This window comes from Leifsonia shinshuensis (genome assembly GCF_022606355.1).
Classification (GTDB): Bacteria; Actinomycetota; Actinomycetes; order Actinomycetales; family Microbacteriaceae; genus Leifsonia; species Leifsonia shinshuensis_B.
In genome coordinates this window covers 376,099-397,135 of sequence record NZ_JAHHZQ010000005.1, presented here as the reverse complement: position 1 = coordinate 397,135, position 21,037 = coordinate 376,099, and the positions used below count along the sequence as shown (strand labels likewise).

The window sequence follows — 21,037 nt, the reverse complement described above, 5'->3', positions numbered from 1 at the left end:
ACCGGTTGCCCGGCCACCCGACTGCGCTGCTTTACGGGCGGCTACTTGACGGAGCCACCAGCGGCGACGATCTTCTGCTCGGCAGAGCCGGAGACCTTGTCGACCGCAACGTTCAGCTTAACCGCAATGTCGCCGTTACCGAGAACCTTGACCTTCTCGTTCTTGCGAACGGCGCCCTTGGCGACGAGGTCGGCGATGGTGACATCGCCACCGGCCGGGTACAGCTCGGCCAGCTTCTCGAGGTTGACCACCTGGTACTCGACGCGGAACGGGTTCTTGAACCCGCGCAGCTTCGGGGACCGCATGTGGAACGGCAGCTGGCCACCCTGGAAGCCCGGGCGGACCTGGTAGCGGGCCTTGGTGCCCTTCGTGCCACGGCCCGCGGTCTTGCCCTTGGAACCCTCACCGCGTCCGACGCGGGTCTTGTCCTTCTTGGCGCCCGCGGCGGGACGGAGGTGGTGCACCTTCAGGACCTGCTCGCGGGGCTCCGCGACGTCCTTCTTGGCCGAGGACTTCTTCGCCGGGGCGGCGACCGTCTCGTCCTTCGTGGAGGCTGCAGCCTTGTCGGCAGCGGCCTTCGCCGGAGCCTTCTTCGCGGCCGGAGCCTTCTCCGCCTTCTCGGCGGCCGGCTTGGCGGCAGCCTTGGTGGCGGGCTTCTTCGCGGCGGCCGGCTTCTCGGCGGGCGCCTCAGTGTTCTGCTTGTCCGCCGTGTTTTCAGTTTCGGTGGGCATTAGTCGATCTCCTCAACCTTCACCAGGTGAGCGACGGTCTTGACGTACCCGCGGTTCTGCGAGTTGTCGTCGCGGACGACGACGTCACCGATTCGCTTCAGTCCCAGACTGCGCAGCGTGTCGCGCTGGTACTGCTTCTCGCTCACTTTCGACTTGATCTGCGTGATCTTCAGGCGCGCGGCCATCAGGCACCTACCTTCTCTGCCTTCTTGGCGGCAGCAGCGGCCTCGGCCGCCTCGGCCTCGGCACGCAGCAGGCGCGCAGGCGCGACCTGGTCGTAGTCGAGTCCGCGGCGAGCTGCGACGGCACGGGGCTCCTCGAGCTGCTTCAGCGCCTCGACGGTCGCGTGCACGATGTTGATCGTGTTGGACGAACCGAGCGACTTGCTCAGGACGTCGTGGATACCGGCGCACTCGAGCACGGCGCGCACCGGACCACCGGCGATGACACCGGTACCGGCGGCGGCCGGACGCAGGAGGACGACGCCGGCGGCGGCCTCACCCTGCACCGGGTGCGGGATGGTGTTGCCGACGCGCGGGACGCGGAAGAAGTTCTTCTTCGCCTCCTCGACGCCCTTCGAGATCGCCAGCGGCACCTCGCGGGCCTTGCCGTAGCCGACGCCCACCAGGCCGTTGCCGTCGCCGACGACCACGAGAGCGGTGAAGCTGAAGCGACGACCACCCTTGACGACCTTGGAGACGCGGTTGATGGTGACGACGCGCTCCAGGAACTGGCTCTTGTCGGCGTCACGGCTGCCGCGATCGCGGTTGGGGTTGCGCTCCCGGCCACCGCGGCGCGGCTCGCGCTCACGGTTGTTGTCGGTCGACGCAGCGGTCTCGACCGGCTGCGCGGTCTCCGTTACCTCAGCGGCCACGGTCTGCTCCTTGTTGTTCTCGTCGCTCACAGGTTCAGCCCACCTTCACGAGCGCCTTCGGCGACGGCCGCAACGCGACCGGCGTACTTGCTGCCGCCACGGTCGAAGACCACGGCCTCGACGCCGGCGCTCTTCGCACGCTCGGCGACCAGCTCACCGACCTTGCGGGCCTTGGCGGTCTTGTCGCCGTCGAAGCTGCGGAGGTCGGCCTCCATGGTCGACGCGGAGGCCACGGTGTGGCCCTTGGCGTCGTCGACGACCTGCACGAAGACGTGACGGGCCGAGCGGGTGACGACCAGGCGCGGACGAAGCGCGGTGCCCTCGATCTTCTTGCGAAGACGGGTGTGACGACGGTCGCGAGCGGCCGCCTTGCTCTTTCCTCTGGTACCCAGAGCCATGATTACTTACCAGCCTTTCCGGCCTTGCGACGAACGACCTCGCCGGCGTACCGCACGCCCTTGCCCTTGTACGGCTCGGGCTTGCGGATCTTGCGGATGTTCGCGGCGACCTCGCCCACGGCCTGCTTGTCGATCCCGCTCACGGTGAGCTTGTTGTTGCCCTCGACCGTGAAGGTGATGCCGGCCGGCGGCTCCACGTTGACCGGGTGGGAGAAACCGAGCGCGAACTCGACGCCCGCACCCTTCTGCGCCACACGGTAACCGGTGCCGACGATCTCCAGGCCCTTGGAGTAGCCCTGGGTGACGCCGATGATGTTGTTGTTGATGAGCGTGCGGGTGAGGCCGTGGAGCGAACGCGATGCGCGCTCGTCGTCCGGACGGGTGACCAGGACCTGGCCCTCCTCCAGCTTCGCCTCGATCGGGCTCGCGACGACGAGCGACAGCTCGCCCTTCGGGCCCTTGACAGTGACGGTCTGGCCGTCGATCTTCACATCGACCCCAGCGGGGATGTCGATGGGCAGTCTTCCAATACGCGACATGGCAGGGTCACCACACGTAGGCGAGGACTTCCCCACCCACGCCCTTCTTCTCAGCCTGGCGGTCCGTGAGGAGCCCCGAGGAGGTGGACAGGATGGCGACACCGAGGCCGCCGAGGACCTTGGGGATCTCCGTCGACTTCGCGTAGACGCGGAGGCCGGGCTTGGAGACGCGCTTGATGCCGGCGATGGAGCGCTCACGGTTCGGACCGAACTTGAGGTTGAGCGTCAGGGTCTGGCCGACACGGGCGTCGGAGACCTCCCAGCCGGAGATGTAGCCCTCGGAGGTGAGGATCTCGGCGATGTGTGCCTTGAGCTTGGAGTGCGGCATCGACACGGTGTCGTGGTGTGCCGAGTTCGCGTTGCGCAGTCTGGTCAGCATGTCTGCGACCGGATCTGTCATCGTCATTGCGGTTTTCCTTTGTTCACCAGGTTTCGTTCAGCCGTTACACGACTGACGACCTGTGGTGGAAGTGGGCCGGCCGGGTGGCCGGCCCACAAGTAGACAAGGCTACTAGGTTCAGTTGCTTGTCTCGTTCGAACGGAACGGGAAGCCGAGCTGCTTGAGCAGCGCGCGGCCCTCGTCGTCGTTCTTGGCGGTGGTCACGACCGTGATGTCCATACCGCGGACGCGGTCGATCCGGTCCTGGTTGATCTCGTGGAACATCGACTGCTCCGTGAGACCGAACGTGTAGTTGCCGTTGCCGTCGAACTGGCGGTCGCTCAGGCCGCGGAAGTCCCGGATACGGGGCAGCGCGAGCGAGAGCAGACGGTCGAGGAACTCCCACATCCGGTCGCCGCGCAGCGTGACGTGCGCGCCGATCGGCTGGCCCTCGCGCAGCTTGAACTGCGCGATGGACTTGCGGGCCTTGGTGACCTGAGGCTTCTGGCCGGTGATCAGGGTGAGGTCGTTGATGGCCCCGTCGATCACCTTGCCGTCACGAGCCGCCTCGCCCACACCCATGTTGACGACGATCTTCACGAGGCCGGGCACCTGGTGCACGTTCGTGAAGCCGAAGTCCTTGGACAGGTTCGCGGCGATCTCGGTCTTGTACTTCTGCTTCAGGCGAGGCTGGATTTTGCCAGCACTCGTTGCAGTGTCCGTCATTACAGGTCCTTACCAGACTTCTTGGCGTAACGAACGCGGACCGTCTTGGTGACGCCGTCCTTCGTAACGGTCTCGTTGCGGAAACCGACGCGGGTCGGCTTCTTGGTCTCGGGGTCGACGAGCGCCACGTTGGAAACGTGGATCGACGCCTCGTGAGTCTCGATGCCGCCCGTCTTCGTGCCACGCTGCGTCTGACCGACGCGCACGTGCTTGGTCACGAAGTTGACGCCCTCGACGATCACGCGGTTCTTCTCCACGAGGACCTCGATGACGCGACCCTGCTTGCCACGGTCGCCACCGCGGGCCTGCGAACGGCCCGAGATGACCTGGACCAGGTCGCCCTTCTTGATGTTCGCCATGGTTACAGCACCTCCGGGGCCAGCGAGATGATCTTCATGAACTTCTTGTCGCGAAGCTCACGGCCGACCGGCCCGAAGATACGGGTACCGCGGGGGTCACCGTCGTTCTTCAGGATCACGGCGGCGTTCTCGTCGAACTTGATGTAGGAGCCGTCCGGGCGGCGGGTGTTCTTCCGCACGCGCACGACGACCGCCTTGACGACATCGCCCTTCTTGACGTTGCCGCCGGGGATCGCATCCTTGACCGTGGCGACGATGACGTCACCCAGGCCGGCGTAGCGACGGCTGGAGCCGCCGAGGACGCGGATGGTGAGAAGCTCCTTGGCGCCGGTGTTGTCGGCGACCTTGAGTCGGGATTCCTGCTGAATCACTTGGCCTTCTCCAGAATCTCAACCAGGCGCCACCGCTTGGAGGCGCTCAGCGGACGGGTCTCGTTGATGAGAACGAGGTCGCCGATGCCGGCGGTGTTGTTCTCGTCGTGCGCCTTCACCTTGGAGGTGCGGCGGAGGACCTTGCCGTACAGGGGGTGCTTCACGCGGTCCTCGACCTCGACGACGATGGTCTTGTCCATCTTGTCGCTGACGACGTACCCGCGACGGGCCTTGCGGTAGCCACGGACGAGGGCCTCGTCGGCCGCCGACTCCGCGGCCGCAGCCTTGGTGGTCTCAGCCATTACTTGGCCTCCTCAGTCTCGGTCTCGGCGACCTCGGCGGCCTCGGGGGCCTCCTTCTTCGCCTTGCTCTTCTTCTCCGCCTTGGCGGGCGCCACCTCGGCCGGAGCCGGAGTGGCCCGGATCCCGAGCTCGCGCTCGCGGATCACGGTGTAGATACGAGCGATGTCGCGCTTGACCGCACGCAGGCGGCCGTGGCTCTCGAGCTGACCGGTGGCCGACTGGAAGCGCAGGTTGAACAGCTCTTCCTTGGCCTTCTTCAGCTCGTCGATCAGACGCTCGTCTTCAAAGGTGTCGAGCTCGCTGGGAGCGAGCTCCTTGGTGCCGATCGCCATTACGCGTCGCCCTCCTCGCGCTTGATGATGCGTGCCTTGAGGGGCAGCTTGTGGATTGCACGGGTCATGGCCTCACGAGCGAGTTCCTCGGAGACGCCGGAGACCTCGAAGAGGACCCGACCCGGCTTGACGTTCGCGACCCACCACTCGGGAGAACCCTTACCGGAACCCATTCGGGTCTCGGCCGGCTTCTTCGTGAGCGGACGGTCCGGGTAGATGTTGATCCACACCTTGCCGCCGCGCTTGATGTGACGCGTCATGGCGATACGAGCGGACTCGATCTGACGGTTGGTCACGTAAGCGGGGGTCAGGGCCTGGATGCCGAACTCGCCGAAGGAGACCTTCGTGCCACCGGTCGCCTGGCCGCTACGGCCGGGGTGGTGCTGCTTGCGGTGCTTGACTCTGCGTGGGATCAACATGGTTATGCCTCAACTCCTGCTGCGGCCGGCGCGGCCTCGGCAGCGGGGGCGTTGCCCCGGCCACCGCCGCGACGCGGACGGTCACGGTCGTTGCGCTCGCGCGACGGCTTCTGGTTGGCCTGCTCGCGAGCAAGCTCCTTGTTCGTGATGTCGCCCTTGTAGATCCACACCTTGACACCGATGCGACCGAAGGTGGTCTTGGCCTCGTAGAAGCCGTAGTCGATGTTGGCGCGGAGCGTGTGCAGCGGCACACGACCCTCGCGGTAGAACTCCGAGCGGCTCATCTCGGCGCCGCCGAGGCGGCCGGACACCTGGATGCGGACACCCTTGGCGCCGGCGCGCTGAGCGCCCTGCAGGCCCTTGCGCATCGCGCGGCGGAAGGCCACACGTGCGGCGAGCTGCTCGGCGATGCCCTGGGCGACGAGCTGGGCGTCGGCCTCGGGGTTCTTGACCTCGAGGATGTTCAGCTGGATCTGCTTGCCCGAGAGCTTCTCGAGGTCGGCGCGGATGCGCTCGGCCTCGGCGCCGCGACGACCGATCACGATGCCCGGGCGGGCCGTGTGGATGTCGACGCGGACGCGGTCGCGGGTGCGCTCGATCTCGATGCGGGACACGCCCGCGCGGTCGAGCGACGTCTTCAGCAGGGTGCGGATCTTGACGTCCTCAGCGAGGTAGTCGCTGTAACGCTGACCCTTCTTCGTGCTGTCGGAGAACCAGCGCGACACGTGGTCGGTCGTGATTCCCAGACGGAAGCCGTACGGGTTGACTTTCTGACCCATTAGTTGCTCGCCTTCTTCGTGGCCGTGGCGTCCTGAACCTCATCCGGCGTCGCGAGGACGATCGTGATGTGGCTGGTGCGCTTGTTGATGCGGAAGGCGCGGCCCTGCGCACGCGGCTGGAACCGCTTGAGGGTCGTGCCCTCGTCCACGAAGGCGCGGCTCACGTACAGGTCCTGCTCGTCCAGGTAGGTGTTGCTCTGGTCGGCCTTGACGCGCGCATTGGCGATCGCCGAAGCGACGAGCTTGTAGACCGGCTCGCTCGCACCCTGCGGGGCGAACTTCAGGATGGCCAGGGCCTCCTGAGCCTGCTTGCCGCGGATCATGTTGACGACGCGGCGGGCCTTCATGGGGGTGACGCGGATGTGACGCACGCGTGCGATCGACTCCACCATTTCTCTCCTCCTTACGCCACCGCGTTAGCGGCGGCGACCCTTCTTGTCGTCCTTCACGTGACCACGGAAGGTGCGGGTGGGCGCGAACTCGCCCAGCTTGTGACCGACCATGGTCTCGGTGACGAACACCGGGATGTGCTTGCGACCGTCGTGCACCGCGATGGTGTGACCCAGCATCGCCGGGATGATCATCGAGCGGCGCGACCAGGTCTTGATCACGTTCTTGCTGTTGGCCTCGTTCGCGGCGACCACCTTGCGAAACAGGTGCTCGTCGACGAAGGGGCCCTTCTTGAGACTGCGTGGCATCTTCTCGAACTCCTACTTACGCTTCTTGCCGGCGTTACGGCGGCGGACGATGAGCTTGTCGCTTTCCTTGTTGGGGTGGCGCGTACGGCCTTCCTTCTGACCCCACGGGCTGACCGGGTGGCGACCACCGGAGGTCTTACCCTCACCACCACCGTGCGGGTGGTCGATCGGGTTCATCGCGACACCGCGGACGGTCGGGCGGACGCCCTTCCAGCGCATGCGGCCGGCCTTGCCCCAGTTGATGTTCGACTGCTCGGCGTTGCCGACCTCGCCGATCGTCGCGCGGCAGCGTGCGTCGACGTTGCGGACCTCGCCCGAGGGGAGGCGCAGCTGGGCGTAGGGGCCGTCCTTCGCGACGAGACGCACCGAGGCACCGGCGGAGCGGGCCAGCTTGGCGCCCCCGCCCGGCTTGAGCTCGATGGCGTGCACGACGGTACCGGTCGGGATGTTGCGCAGCGGCAGGTTGTTGCCCGGCTTGATGTCCGAGCCGGCGCCCGACTCGACCACGTCGCCCTGCTTCAGCCCGGCGGGAGCCAGGATGTAGCGCTTGGTGCCGTCCACGAAGTGGAGCAGCGCGATGCGCGCGGTGCGGTTGGGGTCGTACTCGATGTGCGCGACCTTGGCGTTGACGCCGTCCTTGTCGTTGCGACGGAAGTCGATCACGCGGTACTGGCGCTTGTGGCCACCACCGATGTGACGGGTCGTGATGCGGCCCTGGTTGTTGCGGCCACCGGTCTTCGACAGCGGACGGAGAAGGGACTTCTCCGGCGTCGAACGGGTGATCTCGGCGAAGTCGGCGACCGAGGAGCCGCGACGACCGGGGGTCGTGGGCTTGTAGTTACGAATAGCCATGTCTGTCTTCCTCTAGTCCTTCGCTCAGCCGACGGCCGTGAAGATGTCGATGGAACCGGACTTCAGCGTGACGATGGCACGCTTGGTGTCCTTGCGCTTGCCGATGCCGAACTTGGTGCGGCGGGTCTTGCCCTGACGGTTCAGGGTGTTCACCGAAGCGACCTCGACCTTGAAGATCGACTCGATCGCGAGCTTGATCTCGGTCTTGTTCGAGCGGGTGTCGACGAGGAAGGTGTACTTGCCCTCGTCGATCAGGCCGTAGCTCTTCTCGGAGACGACCGGAGCGATGATGATGTCGCGCGGGTCCTTGTTGACGGCGGCCATCAGGCAGACACCTCTTCCTTCTTGGTCTTCGACTCGATGAAGCCCTCCAGAGCGGCCTGCGAGAAGACGATGTCGTCGCTCACCAGGACGTCGTAGGCGTTCAGCTGGTCGTAGGTCAGGACGTGCACGGTCGGCAGGTTGCGGACGCTCTTGAAGGCCAGCTCGTCGTCGCGCTCCAGCACGACGAGGACGTGCTTGGAGGTCGCGACACCCGAGAGCAGGTCCACGACGGCCTTGGTCGAGGGGGCCTCGCCAGCCGTGAAGGCCTGGACGGCGTGGATGCGGCTGCCGCGGGCGCGGTCGGAGAGAGCGCCGAGCAGAGCAGCGGCGATCATCTTCTTGGGGGTGCGCTGCGAGTAGTCGCGCGGAGTCGGTCCGTGGACGATGCCACCACCGGTCATCTGAGGGGCGCGGATCGAGCCCTGACGAGCGCGACCGGTTCCCTTCTGCTTGAACGGCTTGCGACCGGCACCGGAGACCTCACCACGGTTCTTCGTCTTGTGGGTGCCCTGGCGCGCGGCGGCGAGCTGGGCGGTGACGACCTGGTGGATCAGCGGGATGTTGGTCTGAACGTCGAACAGGGAGTCAGGAAGCTCGACGGAGCCGGCCTTCTTGCCCTTGAAGTCGAGGACGTCAATCGAGGTAGCCATTTACCTTAGGCCCCCTTCACTGCGTTGCGGACGAAAACGATGCGGCCACGAGCGCCGGGAACGGCACCCTTGACGAGCAGCAGGCCCTTCTCGGCGTCGACGGCCTGGACCTTGAGGTTCAGGACGGTCACGCGCTCGCCACCCATGCGACCGGCCATGCGCATGCCCTTGAAGACACGGCTCGGGGTCGAGGAGGCGCCGATGGAGCCCGGCTTGCGGTGGTTGCGGTGCGCACCGTGCGAAGCGGAGACACCCTGGAAGTTGTGGCGCTTCATGACACCGGCGAAGCCCTTGCCCTTGGAGGTGCCGACGACGTCGACCAGCTGGCCGGCTTCGAAGGTGGCGTCCACGGTGAGCTCCTGGCCGGCCGAGTACTCGGCGGCGTCGGCGGTGCGGACCTCGGTGAGGTGACGGCGCGGCGTGACGCCCGCCTTCTCGAAGTGGCCGGCGGCCGGCTTGTTCACCTTGCGCGGGTCGATCTGGCCGTAGGCGATCTGGACGGCGTTGTAGCCGTCGACCTCGGGGGTGCGGACCTGGGTCACGACGTTCGGCGTGATCTCGATGACGGTCACGGGGATGAGCTTGTTGTTCTCGTCCCAGACCTGGGTCATGCCGAGCTTCTTGCCGAGGAGGCCCTTGGAGGTCTTGCTGTCGATGTTGGACATAGCGGCACTCCCCCTCAGAGCTTGATCTCGATGTTGACGTCGGCGGGCAGGTCGAGACGCATGAGCGAGTCGACGGCCTTCGGCGTCGGGTCGATGATGTCGATCAGCCGCTTGTGCGTGCGCATCTCGAAGTGCTCGCGGCTGTCCTTGTACTTGTGGGGCGAACGGATGACGCACACCACGTTCTTCTCGGTGGGAAGCGGCACCGGGCCGACGACGGTCGCGCCTGCACGGGTCACCGTGTCGACGATCTTGCGCGCCGAGGTGTCGATGACCTCGTGGTCATACGACTTAAGCCGAATGCGGATCTTCTGTCCCGCCATGTCTGACTCTCTCTCTTGTTATGGCGTCGTACGAGACGGCTCTCTCGAACCGTTCCTCGCATTGGACGCAGTGCGACGTACGCGTGGGGAACGCCACTATTCTTCTGTCAACTCACGCACCGCCCTGAGCACAGACCTCTGGCCTGTTTCTCGAGGATGTCGATTGTGAGCATGTCCTGCTACCTGCGGCCTAACCCCTCGACCGCCGGTCCGAAGACTCCCGCGGTGGGCTATGCACTGCCTGGCAGTGATCCGTTCGGAGCGCACGTGAGTGCGCTCGTTCCGAAATGTTGAACCAGACAAGTTTGCCAGATGTACGGCAATGCTGCAACCCGGGCGTGTCGCGGCTCGGGGGTCATCGCCTCCGGGCGGCCAGGAGTTCCTCCAGACGACGCCCGAAAGCGTCGTACTGCGACGCGACGTAGCCCTCCAGGGCAGCGGCCGTCCCGGTCGCCACGGGGCTTCCTCCCCGCGACAGCGTCACCAACGCGGAGGCCAGCTCCCGCGCGAGCTGTGCGTCGTCCACGCCGTCGATCTGCACGAGCTGGCCGCCGCAGACATCGGCGATCTCGGCCAGCGCTGGCGACGTGCGCGTCACCACCGTGCGACCGCAGGCCAGGCCCTGCCAGACCTTGTTCGCGATGACGGTGCGGGCCTTGTCGGAGTCGCCGAAGATCCCGAGTACGACATCCGCCTCGGCGAGATGGCCGGCGAGCTCCTCCTCGGGGACGGGGTCCACGAACCGGACGACCCTGTCGAGCCCCAGTTCGGAGACCAGGCGCTCGATCTCCGGTCGTGGGGTTCCGTGACCGATGAAAGTGACGGCCAGGTCGGTCTCGCGCGCCGCCCGCGCGACGGCGTCCAGGACGATCGGCAGGCCGTGCAGCGGGATGTAGTTGCCGTAGTAGAGGACGTTCGTGGGTCCGCCGCGCTGCGCGTCCCGCCGGGCCGCCGGCACCGCCCAGGCGGGCGCTCCGACGGGCAGCGAGAGCACCTCGGTGCCCGGGTGGGCCCCGGCGAGCGCGGTCGCACGGACCCGGGTGTCGATGAGCACGAGATCGGCGACGCGATAGGCGATCCGGTCGACGAGGGAGTACCACCGAGCGCGCACAGTGCCCGGCCGGGCCTTCTTCCAGTCTTCGACCATCGTCTCGTACTGCCCGACGAAGCCGTCGACGACGAGGACGCCACGGTTGAGACGGGCGACGATCCAGAGCAGGGCGGCGTACGGGAGCGAGAACTCCGCCAGGATGTACAGCTGCTTTCCGCCCAGCCCGAAGAGGAGCGTGCCTACGTCATGCGGGATCCGGCGGGTGCGCGATCCCTCGTAGCGCCGGTTGACCGTGATGTCGGCGTCGAATCGGCGCACCAGATACGAGCGGATGCGCGAGTTGCGGGGGTACGCCGGGTCCCACACGCGGCCGTAGCCCACCTTCACGAGCTCGTCCCCACCCTGCGCAGGCCGTTGCGCGCGGCGCGCACCACCGTCACACCGAAGTAGGCCCAGGCCCCGTAGCCCGCACGTCCGTGCCGTATCGCCGCGCTCGCGCAGGCGAGGAGCCCGGCGGCGCTCGCCGCCCGGCCTGCGCGATCGGCCGGGATGGTGAGGAAGAAGTCCCCGCGGATGCGCGCGGAGTGGTCCATCAGATGGCGCTTTCCCCACTCCAGACTCGATCGCCAGTCCGGCGCGGTCGTCAGGGAGTCGGAATGGCTCACCGGCCGCTGCACGAGCGGGTCCGGTACGCACAGCATCCTGGTTCCGCGGTTGGCCTCCAGCCGCACGAGCCATTCCCAGTCCTGATGGAGACGCACGGAGGTGTCCCACGGCTCCCGGAGGGCGAGCGCGCGGGGGAACAGCATGGTCGACGAGGCGAACTGCGGGGAGACCGAGCGGAGCCGGGGTCGCGCGAGGAGGTAGTAGGAGATGCTCAAGACGCTGAGCACCGGTTCGGTCGGGACGATCCGCGTCTCGCCCGTGAGGGTGTCGAGCTCGGTGATGGCGCACGACATCAGCCAGTTGTCGTCAGCGCCCGCGCGCTCGCGCACCGCCTCGAGCTGGTCCCGGAGTTTGTGCGGCACCCAACTGTCGTCGTCGTCCAGAAGTGCGATCAGCTCATGGCGGGCGGCGCGGATCCCCGCCATCCTGGCGCCGTTCCCACGATCTGCGGGATCGGAGCGGACGACCCGCACACGCGGATCGGCGAACTCGGGGCTCTCGCCCCTGCCGTTCATCGCGACCACCACCTCCACCTCGACGTCGCGCTGGGCGAGCGCGGACGCGACGGCGTCGTGGAGGGCGGCGCGGGTGTTCATGGTCGGGATCACGACCGACACCCGGGCGTGGCGTGGAGTCATGAGCGGAACCTCCTGAGCCGATCGTGGAGCCACAGTGCGGGCGTCAGCAGCAGCGGGTACAGGCGGCCCGACGCCGCGATGATGCGGCCGTGGAGCGCCGCGCGACGGTCGATCGCGGCGCAGTCGCCGAGGTTCAGCGTGCGGAGCTCCGTTCGCGCGAGTCGGAGACCCTCGCGGACGTCGGGTCGGGGGGCGCGCCGACGGATCGGGACGAAGGCGACGGCGATCGCATAGAACCAGAGCCGGAAGTAGGCGACGGCGCGGGGGTCGACCCCGGCGCGCGCGGCTGCGGCGACCGCGACGTCCCTGGCCACGGCGTACCGGCCGAAGTCGGGACGCCGCCCGCGGCTCAACGAGCCCGGCCGCTCGACATAGGTGTACACGGAGTTCGGTGACAGGACGACCCGCTCGCTGCGCTCGACGGCTCCGATCACGCCGACGAAATCCTCCTGGGGGTACTCGGTGCCGAACGGCGCGTCAGCGAGCACCGACCGATGGAACAGTTTGCTCCAGAGGAAGCCCTGCACGTCACCGCCGAGCACTCGCAGCAGGGCCTGCTCGCGATCGATGACGCCGGACTCGTCGACGCCGTCGACCCAGCGCTCCGCACCATCGGCCGAGCGGAAGCGCGCCCGGGCGAACACGAGGTGGGGACGACTCGCGCGGATCAGTCGATCGAAGATCTCGAGCGCGTCCGCTGCCGGCTCGTCGTCGTCGTCGACGAACCACACATAGTCGCGTCGGACGTGTCGGAGCGCGACGTTGCGTGCCAGGGCCGGACCGTGGTTCTCGTCGAGCGCGACGACCGTGGCGTGCGGATTGCCCGCCGACCACGTGCGCAACCGTTGGAGGGTGTCGTCGCGTGAGGCATCGTCGACGAGGACGAGCTCGGCACCGCGGCCGAGGCGGTCGAGCCGCTCCAAGGCGTGCTCCACCGTGCCGCCGGCGTTGTGGAAGCAGACGACGATGCTGATCGGGTACTCGGAATCTGGATGTGACATGGTGTGTCGGTCATACTACTGCGGGTAAGATTTCTTTTCGCTGCGGCCGGCGACGCACAGTACTCGACCGATACGGGTGAAGTCCTCCTCAGGTCGGCGCGCAGCTCGATGATCCACAGATGTCGCCCTGACGCGTCCTCGGGGGCTCCTGGACGACAGGCTGAGTGCATGGCAGCACTCTCCCGCACCACCGAGACCACAGCGACACGCGTCCACCTCCGGGTGGTCGAGCCCGGGCGGCGGACGACCCTCCGCCAGATCGCCCGCGCTCGCACCAGACGAGAGCACCTGGAGCGCCTGCAGCTCGTCGCCTGCAGCCGCGCGCGGCCGGCGGTTTTCGCCTACTGGTCTGCCGCGCTCCTCCACGATCTGCCGATGTTGAACGCTCCCCCGTCGACGGTCCACATCCTCGCCGCGGGCCCTGCCGGCTCGGCCGACCGGGGCGTCGTGGCGCATCCCCGGACGCCTGAGCTGAGACCCCAGCGTCGCCACGGCCTGCGGGTGACCTCTCCGGCGCAGACGGTGGCCCACCTCGCAGGACGCACGTCGTTCGTCGAGGGGGTGGTGATCGCCGACCACGCCCTGGCCGCCGGAGCGTTCGACGAACGCGCCCCGCTCGCCACACGGGCCGAGATCGTCGGGGCCGCCGAGCACCTGGTCGACCCCGGCGAACGCTCGCGTGCGTTGGCGGTCGCCCGGTTCGCGGACGGCCGCGCCGAATCCCCTCTCGAGTCGGTCAGCCGTGCGACCATGGCACTCGCCGGTGCGCCGCCTCCCGAGCTGCAGGTTCCGCTCCACGATCTGAACGGCCTCGTCGGGCGTCTCGACTTCTGCTGGCCGGCTCTCGGACTCGCGGGCGAGGCAGACGGCGCCGAGAAGCTGCTTCACCCGGCGTTTAATCGCTCGCGCGGCGGGTGGGACGTGCTCGCGGCTCGAGCCGAGCGTGAGCGGCGGATCGAGGCGGCCGGCCTGCGCGTCCTCCGCTGGCGTTGGGAGACCGGGCGTCGGGTCGACAGGATGGCCGCGTTCCTCGCCAATGAGGGTGTTCCACTCGACGCCAAGTCCCGGCTTGCCGAACTCGGGCTCAGACCGTGATCACGAGGACGCGCGTCGTAGGGCGTGAGGGGGTTCGCCGTCGGCGAGAACGAAAAGGCGGGACCGACTTTCGTCGATCCCGCCCCGGACGGCGCCTCGCGCCGCCGTCCTCGTGGTTCCAAGTCCGCTTATGCGGTATCCGAACTCTTCATCCGTGATCCGGTCAGCGGCTTGGTCTGGTTTGCGAGGTCCATGCTCACCATAGGCACTCTCCCTTCGTCGACGGATCCGTTCGGTTGAAACGGTGCGTCAATTCTGCGCCCGAGTAGCCGGGAGGTAAACCCCCCGGAGATCATCGACCCGCGCGAGACCCGGGGTGACGCGCCCGCAGAACCGAACGGGAGGCCAGAACGGCGACACCGGCGAGGAGGGCGATCACAGAGAATCCGGCGACGGGAGCGATCTCCGTGCCGGTACGGGCCACGCGCTCACCGGCGTTGGGCGGGGCCACCGCCACCGGAGCCGGAGGGAAGACGGGCACCGAGCGCGGCTGCGTCTGCGGCAGAGGGCGGGCGACGACATCGAGCCGGACCGTGATCGGGTCGCTGACCACTCGGGTCGGTTCGAGCGGGGAGGCGACGGCCGAGGTGGGCGCCGTGGACGCGGTGGACGCAGTGGACGCGGTGGACGCACTGAACGCGGTGGGGGTGAAGTCCGAGCCGCGGAGGACCAAGCTCACGGCGCTCGCTGTCGCCGCCGGGCCGAGGAGCTCCGCGCGCGCTGTCGTGGGCGCACCGGCTGGGCCAGCGCTCAGCGGCGTGGAGCCTGGCGCGCCCGCGATCGCCGATGAGGTGTAGTCGAACGAGTCGGCGCCCTCGTAGCCCTCGGTCGCGCGGTACGTGCGCTGGGCGCCGGTGCCGGAGAGAGTTCCGTGAGCGGGGGCACGCACGATGTCGAACTCGACGGTGGATGCGTCGTACTCGAGATCGTCGGCGAAGCGGGCGACCAGCGTCATGACCGTGTCCTCGCCGGCTACGGTCGAGTACCGCACGTCGTGGACAGGCGGCGCAGACCCCGCGGGTACTTCGATCTCGATCGCCACGCGATAGGGAGAGGACGTCGTGAGGCCGTCGGACACGACGTACTCGAAGGCATCCGGGCCGAGGTAACCGCGCGCAGGGGTGTACGTGCCGCCTGGGCCGTCGAGCGCGAACGTTCCGTGCATCGGCCCGGACGTCACTGTGTAGGTCAGGTGGTCTCCATCAGCGTCGAACCCGGGAAAGGTCACGGCTGCCTTCGCCTCGCCGGAGACCGTGAACGAGATGTCCCCGGCGGTGGGCGCTGTGTTCGAGGTGAGACCACCGGCCGCGAGAAGCACGGTCGAGTCGAGGTCGGCGTCGGCCGCGTCGGCGATCACCAGCTTCACACGGTTCACCGCGCCGGGCTCGACGGGTACCACACACGACAGCGGCACGGTGAATCCGTTCAGGGCCGTGTCGACGGATCCCGTGGTGTTGCCGACATACAGGGCGGCGTTGACGTTCGCGTTCACGGTGTCGATCCGCACCGCTTCGCCCTCGATGACCGCGCAGTTGCGGCCGTTGACGAAGATCGCGAAGACGTCGTTGTAGCCCTTGCCGATCCAGTGCTCGTACTCGGCCGAGCCGAAGACGTACGCGATCGAGAGGGAGTTCGCCCGCGGTACGACGTCGAACTCCAGCACGGCGGCATCGAAGGTCTCCGCACCCGCGAGCGCTGAGGCGTCGGCATCACCGGCCGACCCCAGACGGGTCGACGCGCCCGAGCCGTGCGGACCAGCGATGGTCGATAGGACGGCACCGGTGCTCAGAGCGATGCCCGCATCCAGCCCGATCGCCGACATCCCGGCGAACGAGCCGATCGCACGCGGATCGCCGGTGAAAGCGATGTTCGACACGGTCGCGCCCGCACCCACCAGCCGGGCGACCAGCTCGTCCACGGAGACGTCGGCGCTGTCGATGACCTGCTGCCCGGGCGACGCGACGGCCGCCTGGCCCACTGGGTCGGCGAGCGCCCCCGCGCAGACAGCCAGGGCGAGAGCACAGACGGAACGGAGGGCTTGAGCGGGGGAACGCAGAGACATCATCACCTCGAAGTAAATGTAACCTCCAATATGTATCAGAGTCAGCCGGCGAACGCCAAGCCCAGTCGAGGCGGGAGGAACGACAAAGGGCCGGATCCTTGCGGATCCGGCCCTCGCCGAGTGAGTCTGCCCGGTGAACCGGGCGGTGACTTACTTGTTGATCTTGGTCACCGTACCGGCGCCCACGGTGCGGCCACCCTCACGGATGGCGAAGCCGAGGCCCTCCTCCATGGCGATCGGCTGGATGAGCTCGACCGACATGTCGGTGGTGTCGCCGGGCATGACCATCTCGGTGCCCTCGGGCAGCGAGATGACGCCGGTGACGTCGGTGGTACGGAAGTAGAACTGCGGACGGTAGTTCGTGTAGAAGGGGTTGTGACGGCCACCCTCGTCCTTCGAGAGGATGTAGGCAGTGCCCTCGAAGTTGGTGTGCGGCGTAACCGAACCCGGCTTCGCGACGACCTGGCCGCGCTCCACGTCCTCGCGCTTGGTGCCGCGGAGGAGCAGACCACAGTTCTCGCCGGCCCAGGCCTCGTCGAGCTGCTTGTGGAACATCTCGATACCCGTCACCGTGGTCTTCTGCGTCGGGCGGATGCCGACGATCTCGACCTCGGAGTTGATGGCGAGGGTGCCACGCTCGGCACGACCGGTGACGACGGTGCCACGACCGGTGATCGTGAAGACGTCCTCGATCGGCATCAGGAACGGCTTGTCCTTGTCGCGGACCGGGTCCGGGATCGAGTCGTCAACGGCCTCCATGAGGTCGAGGATGGACTGGGTCCACTTCTCGTCGCCCTCGAGAGCCTTGAGGCCGGAGACACGCACGACCGGAGCGTTGTCGCCGTCGAAGTCCTGGCTGGAGAGCAGCTCGCGGACCTCGAGCTCGACGAGCTCCAGGATCTCCTCGTCGTCGACCATGTCGGACTTGTTCAGCGCGACGAGCAGGTACGGAACGCCGACCTGCTTGGCGAGCAGAACGTGCTCACGGGTCTGAGCCATCGGGCCGTCGGTGGCGGCGACCACGAGGATCGCGCCGTCCATCTGAGCAGCACCGGTGATCATGTTCTTGATGTAGTCGGCGTGACCAGGGGCGTCGACGTGCGCGTAGTGGCGCTTCGGCGTCTCGTACTCGACGTGCGAGATGTTGATCGTGATACCACGCTGACGCTCTTCCGGAGCCGAGTCGATCGACGCGAAGTCGCGCTGCACGTTGGTCGCCGACGGGTACTTGTCAGCAAGCACCTTGGAGATCGCCGCGGTGAGCGTCGTCTTGCCGTGGTCGACGTGACCGATGGTTCCGATGTTCACGTGCGGCTTAGTCCGCTCGAACTTGGCCTTAGCCACTGTGGTCCTCCTCAGGACTCTCGTGCAGACACCCCGGTCGACGGATTTCGACCGGAGGGTCTACGGGTTTGGTTTCTTATGTTACGGGATGTTGCCTGGGAGCAGTGACCGAGGTCACTCGCCCTTGCTCTTCTGGACGATCTCGTCGGCGACAGCCTTCGGGACCTCCGCGTAGCTGTCGAACTGCATCGAGTACACCGCGCGGCCCGAGGTCTTGGACCGCAGGTCACCGATGTAGCCGAACATCTCGGACAGCGGGACGTTGGCGCGCACGACCTTGACGCCGCTCGCATCCTCCATGGACTGGATCTGTCCACGGCGGGAGTTGAGGTCGCCGATGACGTCGCCCATGTACTCCTCCGGCGTACGCACCTCGACCGCCATGAGCGGCTCGAGGAGCACCGGGTTCGCCTTGCGAGCAGCCTCCTTGTAGGCCATCGAGCCGGCGATCTTGAACGCCATCTCCGAGGAGTCGACGTCGTGCGACGCACCGTCGACGAGCGTCGCCTTGACGCCCACCGTCGGGAAGCCGGCGAGCACGCCGACCTGCATCGCGTCCTGGATGCCCGCGTCGACCGAGGGGATGTACTCGCGCGGCACGCGACCACCGGTGACGGCGTTCACGAACTCGTACGAGGTCTCCGGGGTGACCTCCATGGGCTCCAGGCTGATCTGCACCTTTGCGAACTGACCGGAACCACCGGTCTGCTTCTTGTGGGTGTAGTCGTACTTCTCGACCGCGCGGCGGATGGTCTCGCGGTAGGCCACCTGGGGCTTGCCCACGTTGGCCTCGACGTTGAACTCGCGCTTCATGCGGTCGACGAGGATGTCGAGGTGGAGCTCGCCCATGCCCTTGATGACCGTCTGGCCGGTCTCCTGGTTCTGCTCGGTGCGGAACGTCGGGTCCTCTTCGGCCAGCTTCTGGATCGCGGTGCCCAGCTTCTCCTGGTCGGCCTTGGTCTTCGGCTCGATGGCCACCTCGATCACGGGCTCGGGGAAGGTCATCGACTCGAGCACGACCTGGTTGTCCGGGTCGCTCAGGGTGTCACCGGTGGTGGTGTCCTTGAGGCCGATCACCGCGTAGATGTTGCCGGCGGTGACGAAGTCGACCGGGTTCTCCTTGTTGGCGTGCATCTGGAAGATCTTGCCGATGCGCTCCTTCTTGCCCTTGGTCGAGTTCACGACAGCGGCACCGGAGTCGACACGGCCCGAGTACACGCGCACGTAGGTCAGGCGACCGAAGAACGGGTGCACGGCGACCTTGAAGGCGAGGGCCGAGAACGGCTCGCTGGCGTCGGCGTGGCGGAGGATGACCTCCTCTTCGTCGCGCGGGTTGTGCGCCTCGATGGCGGGCACGTCGAGCGGCGACGGGAGGTAGTCGATCACGGCGTCGAGCATCGGCTGGACGCCACGGTTCTTGAACGCGGAACCGCAGAGGACCGGGTAGATCTCGTTGTTCACGGTGAGCTTGCGGATCGCCGCCTTGATCTCCGGAACGGTGATCTCCTCGCCGCCGAAGAACTTCTCGAGCAGCGCGTCGTCGGTCTCGGCGACGGTCTCGAGGAGACGGTTGCGGTACTCCTCGGCCTTCTCCTGGAGGTCGGCGGGGATCTCCTGGACCTCGTACTTGGCGCCCATGGTCACGTCGCCCTTGGCATCGCCCGGCCAGACCAGCGCGCGCATCTCGACCAGGTCGACGACGCCGACGAAGTCGGACTCGGAACCGATCGGGAGCTGCATCACCAGCGGCTTGGCGCCGAGGCGCGAGACGATGGTGTCGACGGTGAAGTAGAAGTCGGCGCCCAGCTTGTCCATCTTGTTGACGAAGCAGATACGCGGGACGACGTACTTGTCGGCCTGACGCCACACGGTCTCCGACTGGGGCTCGACGCCCTCCTTCGCATCGAAGACGGCGACGGCACCGTCGAGCACGCGGAGCGAGCGCTCCACCTCGACCGTGAAGTCGACGTGTCCGGGGGTGTCGATGATGTTGATCTGGTTCTTGTTCCAGAAGCAGGTCACGGCCGCGGACGTGATGGTGATGCCGCGCTCCTTCTCCTGCTCCATCCAGTCGGTGGTCGACGCACCGTCGTGGGTCTCACCGATCTTGTGGTTGACGCCCGTGTAGAACAGGATGCGCTCGGTCGTGGTGGTCTTGCCGGCATCGATGTGGGCCATGATGCCGATGTTGCGGACCTTCTTCAGGTCGGTGAGCACGTCCTGTGCCACAGGGTTCCTCCGAAAAATAGAGAGTGGAAGGGGTGCCGCCCGGGCGGAGCACTCCGATGGAGTACAACGCCCGGACGACGAAAAGTGTTACCAGCGGCCCTGCGACTACCGGCGGTAGGGCCTACCAGCGGTAGTGGGCGAAGGCCTTGTTCGACTCGGCCATCTTGTGGGTGTCCTCGCGGCGCTTGACCGCGGCACCCAGACCGTTCGACGCGTCGAGGATCTCGTTGGTGAGACGCTCGGTCATCGTCTTCTCACGACGGCCCTTGGCGTAGCTGGTGAGCCAGCGGAGCGCGAGCGTGTTCGCGCGGTGCGGCTTGACCTCGACCGGCACCTGGTAGGTCGAGCCGCCGACGCGGCGGCTGCGGACCTCGAGGGTCGGGCGGATGTTGTCGAGCGCCTTCTTGAGCGTGACGACCGCGTCCTGACCGGACTTGGAGGCGACGCCCTCGAGCGCGTCGTAGACGATGCGCTCGGCGAGGCCCTTCTTGCCGTCGAGGAGGATTTTGTTGACGAGCTGGCTGACGACCGGCGCGCCGTACACCGGGTCGGCGACGACGGGGCGCTTCGGAGCTGGACCCTTGCGAGGCATTACTTCTTCTCCATCTTCGCGCCGTAGCGGCTGCGAGCCTGCTTGCGGTTCTTGACGGCCTGGGTGTCGAGGGCGCCGCGGACGATCTTGTAGCGGACGCCGGGCAGGTCCTTCACACGGCCGCCGCGCACGAGCACCATCGAGTGCTCCTGCAGGTTGTGGCCCTCACCGGGGATGTACGCGGTGACCTCGGTCCCGTTCGAGAGCTTGACGCGGGCGACCTTGCGGAGCGCGGAGTTCGGCTTCTTGGGGGTGGTGGTGTAGACACGGGTGCACACGCCGCGCTGCTGGGGGTTGGCCTTCAGGGCGGGGGCCTTGGTCTTGGTGACCTTCGGCGTCCGGCCCTTCCGAACCAACTGCTGAATGGTTGGCACTGAACTTCTCCTTATATGGACTGCACGGTGACAGTTGTTGCTTTTTCTCCGCACCCCGATCCACCCGCTTCGCGGGTCGCTCGGGAAATGAGGAGTATCGGACCGATGGCCGATATGCCGTGGGGGCCAGGGTTCCGTGCGGTTCCCTTGCCCATCGGATGAGTACGTGCCGGCTCGCCCGTTCCCCCGCGAGGGCGCCTGTCGCCAGGCATGGAATAAGCGCGCGACAGAGCGCACACCCGATAAATACTATCGTCCGCGCGG

At 67.1% G+C, this 21,037-nt stretch carries 29 protein-coding genes; 1 reads left to right on the top strand and 28 read right to left on the bottom strand.

Annotated features, from left to right (window positions below; all coding sequences use genetic code 11):
• Positions 1 to 41: 41 nt before the first annotated feature.
• From rplO to KNO15_RS20495, 23 genes are all read right to left on the bottom strand, one after another.
• The gene (gene rplO / locus KNO15_RS20605; RefSeq protein WP_241705715.1) at positions 42 to 731 is read right to left on the bottom strand and encodes a 50S ribosomal protein L15; all 690 of its coding nucleotides are present in this window, start codon (positions 729 to 731) and stop codon (positions 42 to 44) included.
• Complete coding sequence (rpmD, locus tag KNO15_RS20600) at positions 731 to 916, bottom strand: 50S ribosomal protein L30 (RefSeq protein ID WP_055913994.1); 186 nt, start codon at positions 914 to 916, stop codon at positions 731 to 733. Before rpmD ends, rplO begins: the two co-directional genes overlap by 1 nt.
• The gene (rpsE, locus tag KNO15_RS20595) at positions 916 to 1,635 is read right to left on the bottom strand and encodes a 30S ribosomal protein S5 (protein ID WP_308220464.1); all 720 of its coding nucleotides are present in this window, start codon (positions 1,633 to 1,635) and stop codon (positions 916 to 918) included. The genes rpmD and rpsE overlap by 1 nt, the downstream gene beginning before the upstream one ends.
• Positions 1,632 to 2,003 (bottom strand): 50S ribosomal protein L18, encoded by a 372-nt coding sequence (gene rplR, locus KNO15_RS20590; protein WP_208041278.1) that lies wholly within the window; start codon positions 2,001 to 2,003, stop codon positions 1,632 to 1,634. The genes rpsE and rplR overlap by 4 nt, the downstream gene beginning before the upstream one ends.
• Before the next feature lie 2 nt (positions 2,004 to 2,005).
• Positions 2,006 to 2,542 carry a 50S ribosomal protein L6 gene (rplF, locus tag KNO15_RS20585; protein ID WP_241705713.1) on the bottom strand — a complete coding sequence of 179 codons (537 nt, stop codon included), beginning with the start codon at positions 2,540 to 2,542 and terminating at the stop codon, positions 2,006 to 2,008.
• 7 nt (positions 2,543 to 2,549) lie between these two features.
• A complete protein-coding gene (gene rpsH, locus KNO15_RS20580; RefSeq protein WP_208041276.1) occupies positions 2,550 to 2,948 on the bottom strand; it encodes a 30S ribosomal protein S8 in 399 nt (132 codons plus the stop codon).
• 111 nt (positions 2,949 to 3,059) lie between these two features.
• Complete coding sequence (rplE, locus tag KNO15_RS20575; RefSeq protein WP_208041275.1) at positions 3,060 to 3,647, bottom strand: 50S ribosomal protein L5; 588 nt, start codon at positions 3,645 to 3,647, stop codon at positions 3,060 to 3,062.
• A complete protein-coding gene (rplX, locus tag KNO15_RS20570) occupies positions 3,647 to 4,006 on the bottom strand; it encodes a 50S ribosomal protein L24 (RefSeq protein ID WP_241705712.1) in 360 nt (119 codons plus the stop codon). The genes rplE and rplX overlap by 1 nt, the downstream gene beginning before the upstream one ends.
• 2 nt (positions 4,007 to 4,008) lie before the next feature.
• Positions 4,009 to 4,377, bottom strand: coding sequence for a 50S ribosomal protein L14 (rplN, locus tag KNO15_RS20565; protein ID WP_021759574.1), 369 nt, complete (start codon positions 4,375 to 4,377; stop codon positions 4,009 to 4,011).
• Positions 4,374 to 4,679, bottom strand: a complete 306-nt coding sequence (gene rpsQ, locus KNO15_RS20560) for a 30S ribosomal protein S17 (RefSeq protein WP_241705710.1) — start codon at positions 4,677 to 4,679, stop codon at positions 4,374 to 4,376. Before rpsQ ends, rplN begins: the two co-directional genes overlap by 4 nt.
• Entirely contained in the window at positions 4,679 to 5,011 is a 333-nt protein-coding gene (gene rpmC, locus KNO15_RS23215; RefSeq protein WP_278046607.1) for a 50S ribosomal protein L29, read from the bottom strand. The genes rpsQ and rpmC overlap by 1 nt, the downstream gene beginning before the upstream one ends.
• On the bottom strand, positions 5,011 to 5,430 hold the full coding sequence (gene rplP, locus KNO15_RS20550) for a 50S ribosomal protein L16 (protein WP_055894786.1): 420 nt from the start codon (positions 5,428 to 5,430) through the stop codon (positions 5,011 to 5,013). Before rplP ends, rpmC begins: the two co-directional genes overlap by 1 nt.
• 2 nt (positions 5,431 to 5,432) lie before the next feature.
• Positions 5,433 to 6,209 (bottom strand): 30S ribosomal protein S3, encoded by a 777-nt coding sequence (rpsC, locus tag KNO15_RS20545; protein WP_241705708.1) that lies wholly within the window; start codon positions 6,207 to 6,209, stop codon positions 5,433 to 5,435.
• The gene (gene rplV, locus KNO15_RS20540; protein WP_055913964.1) at positions 6,209 to 6,601 is read right to left on the bottom strand and encodes a 50S ribosomal protein L22; all 393 of its coding nucleotides are present in this window, start codon (positions 6,599 to 6,601) and stop codon (positions 6,209 to 6,211) included. Before rplV ends, rpsC begins: the two co-directional genes overlap by 1 nt.
• Before the next feature lie 24 nt (positions 6,602 to 6,625).
• The gene (gene rpsS / locus KNO15_RS20535; RefSeq protein WP_208041270.1) at positions 6,626 to 6,907 is read right to left on the bottom strand and encodes a 30S ribosomal protein S19; all 282 of its coding nucleotides are present in this window, start codon (positions 6,905 to 6,907) and stop codon (positions 6,626 to 6,628) included.
• Between the two features lie 12 nt (positions 6,908 to 6,919).
• Positions 6,920 to 7,759 (bottom strand): 50S ribosomal protein L2, encoded by an 840-nt coding sequence (rplB, locus tag KNO15_RS20530; protein WP_055913962.1) that lies wholly within the window; start codon positions 7,757 to 7,759, stop codon positions 6,920 to 6,922.
• A 24-nt stretch (positions 7,760 to 7,783) separates the two neighbouring features.
• Positions 7,784 to 8,083, bottom strand: coding sequence for a 50S ribosomal protein L23 (gene rplW / locus KNO15_RS20525; protein WP_208041269.1), 300 nt, complete (start codon positions 8,081 to 8,083; stop codon positions 7,784 to 7,786).
• A complete protein-coding gene (gene rplD, locus KNO15_RS20520; RefSeq protein WP_241705706.1) occupies positions 8,083 to 8,733 on the bottom strand; it encodes a 50S ribosomal protein L4 in 651 nt (216 codons plus the stop codon). Before rplD ends, rplW begins: the two co-directional genes overlap by 1 nt.
• Before the next feature lie 5 nt (positions 8,734 to 8,738).
• Complete coding sequence (gene rplC, locus KNO15_RS20515; protein WP_208041267.1) at positions 8,739 to 9,398, bottom strand: 50S ribosomal protein L3; 660 nt, start codon at positions 9,396 to 9,398, stop codon at positions 8,739 to 8,741.
• Positions 9,399 to 9,412: 14 nt separating this feature from the next.
• The gene (gene rpsJ, locus KNO15_RS20510) at positions 9,413 to 9,721 is read right to left on the bottom strand and encodes a 30S ribosomal protein S10 (RefSeq protein ID WP_005050520.1); all 309 of its coding nucleotides are present in this window, start codon (positions 9,719 to 9,721) and stop codon (positions 9,413 to 9,415) included.
• 355 nt (positions 9,722 to 10,076) lie between these two features.
• Positions 10,077 to 11,159, bottom strand: coding sequence for a glycosyltransferase (locus KNO15_RS20505; RefSeq protein WP_241705704.1), 1,083 nt, complete (start codon positions 11,157 to 11,159; stop codon positions 10,077 to 10,079).
• Positions 11,156 to 12,076 carry a glycosyltransferase family 2 protein gene (locus KNO15_RS20500; RefSeq protein ID WP_241705702.1) on the bottom strand — a complete coding sequence of 307 codons (921 nt, stop codon included), beginning with the start codon at positions 12,074 to 12,076 and terminating at the stop codon, positions 11,156 to 11,158. The genes KNO15_RS20505 and KNO15_RS20500 overlap by 4 nt, the downstream gene beginning before the upstream one ends.
• A complete protein-coding gene (locus KNO15_RS20495) occupies positions 12,073 to 13,077 on the bottom strand; it encodes a glycosyltransferase family 2 protein (protein WP_241705700.1) in 1,005 nt (334 codons plus the stop codon). Before KNO15_RS20495 ends, KNO15_RS20500 begins: the two co-directional genes overlap by 4 nt.
• A 168-nt stretch (positions 13,078 to 13,245) precedes the next feature.
• On the opposite strand from KNO15_RS20495, the gene KNO15_RS20490 reads away from it, so the two are divergent.
• Entirely contained in the window at positions 13,246 to 14,172 is a 927-nt protein-coding gene (locus KNO15_RS20490) for a hypothetical protein (RefSeq protein ID WP_241705698.1), read from the top strand.
• A 292-nt stretch (positions 14,173 to 14,464) separates the two neighbouring features.
• Here KNO15_RS20490 and KNO15_RS20485 read toward each other — a convergent pair whose 3' ends face one another.
• The 5 genes from KNO15_RS20485 to rpsL all read right to left on the bottom strand — a co-directional run bounded on the left by KNO15_RS20485 (position 14,465) and on the right by rpsL (position 20,773).
• Positions 14,465 to 16,237 (bottom strand): choice-of-anchor L domain-containing protein, encoded by a 1,773-nt coding sequence (locus KNO15_RS20485; protein WP_241705696.1) that lies wholly within the window; start codon positions 16,235 to 16,237, stop codon positions 14,465 to 14,467.
• Between the two features lie 147 nt (positions 16,238 to 16,384).
• The gene (tuf, locus tag KNO15_RS20480; protein ID WP_064109785.1) at positions 16,385 to 17,578 is read right to left on the bottom strand and encodes an elongation factor Tu; all 1,194 of its coding nucleotides are present in this window, start codon (positions 17,576 to 17,578) and stop codon (positions 16,385 to 16,387) included.
• A gap of 114 nt (positions 17,579 to 17,692) precedes the next feature.
• The gene (gene fusA / locus KNO15_RS20475) at positions 17,693 to 19,807 is read right to left on the bottom strand and encodes an elongation factor G (RefSeq protein ID WP_308220463.1); all 2,115 of its coding nucleotides are present in this window, start codon (positions 19,805 to 19,807) and stop codon (positions 17,693 to 17,695) included.
• 121 nt (positions 19,808 to 19,928) lie between these two features.
• Complete coding sequence (gene rpsG / locus KNO15_RS20470) at positions 19,929 to 20,399, bottom strand: 30S ribosomal protein S7 (RefSeq protein WP_055913932.1); 471 nt, start codon at positions 20,397 to 20,399, stop codon at positions 19,929 to 19,931.
• Positions 20,399 to 20,773: a 30S ribosomal protein S12 gene (rpsL, locus tag KNO15_RS20465; RefSeq protein ID WP_011186743.1), complete on the bottom strand. Its 375-nt coding sequence runs from the start codon at positions 20,771 to 20,773 to the stop codon at positions 20,399 to 20,401. Before rpsL ends, rpsG begins: the two co-directional genes overlap by 1 nt.
• Between the last annotated feature and the right edge of the window lie 264 nt (positions 20,774 to 21,037).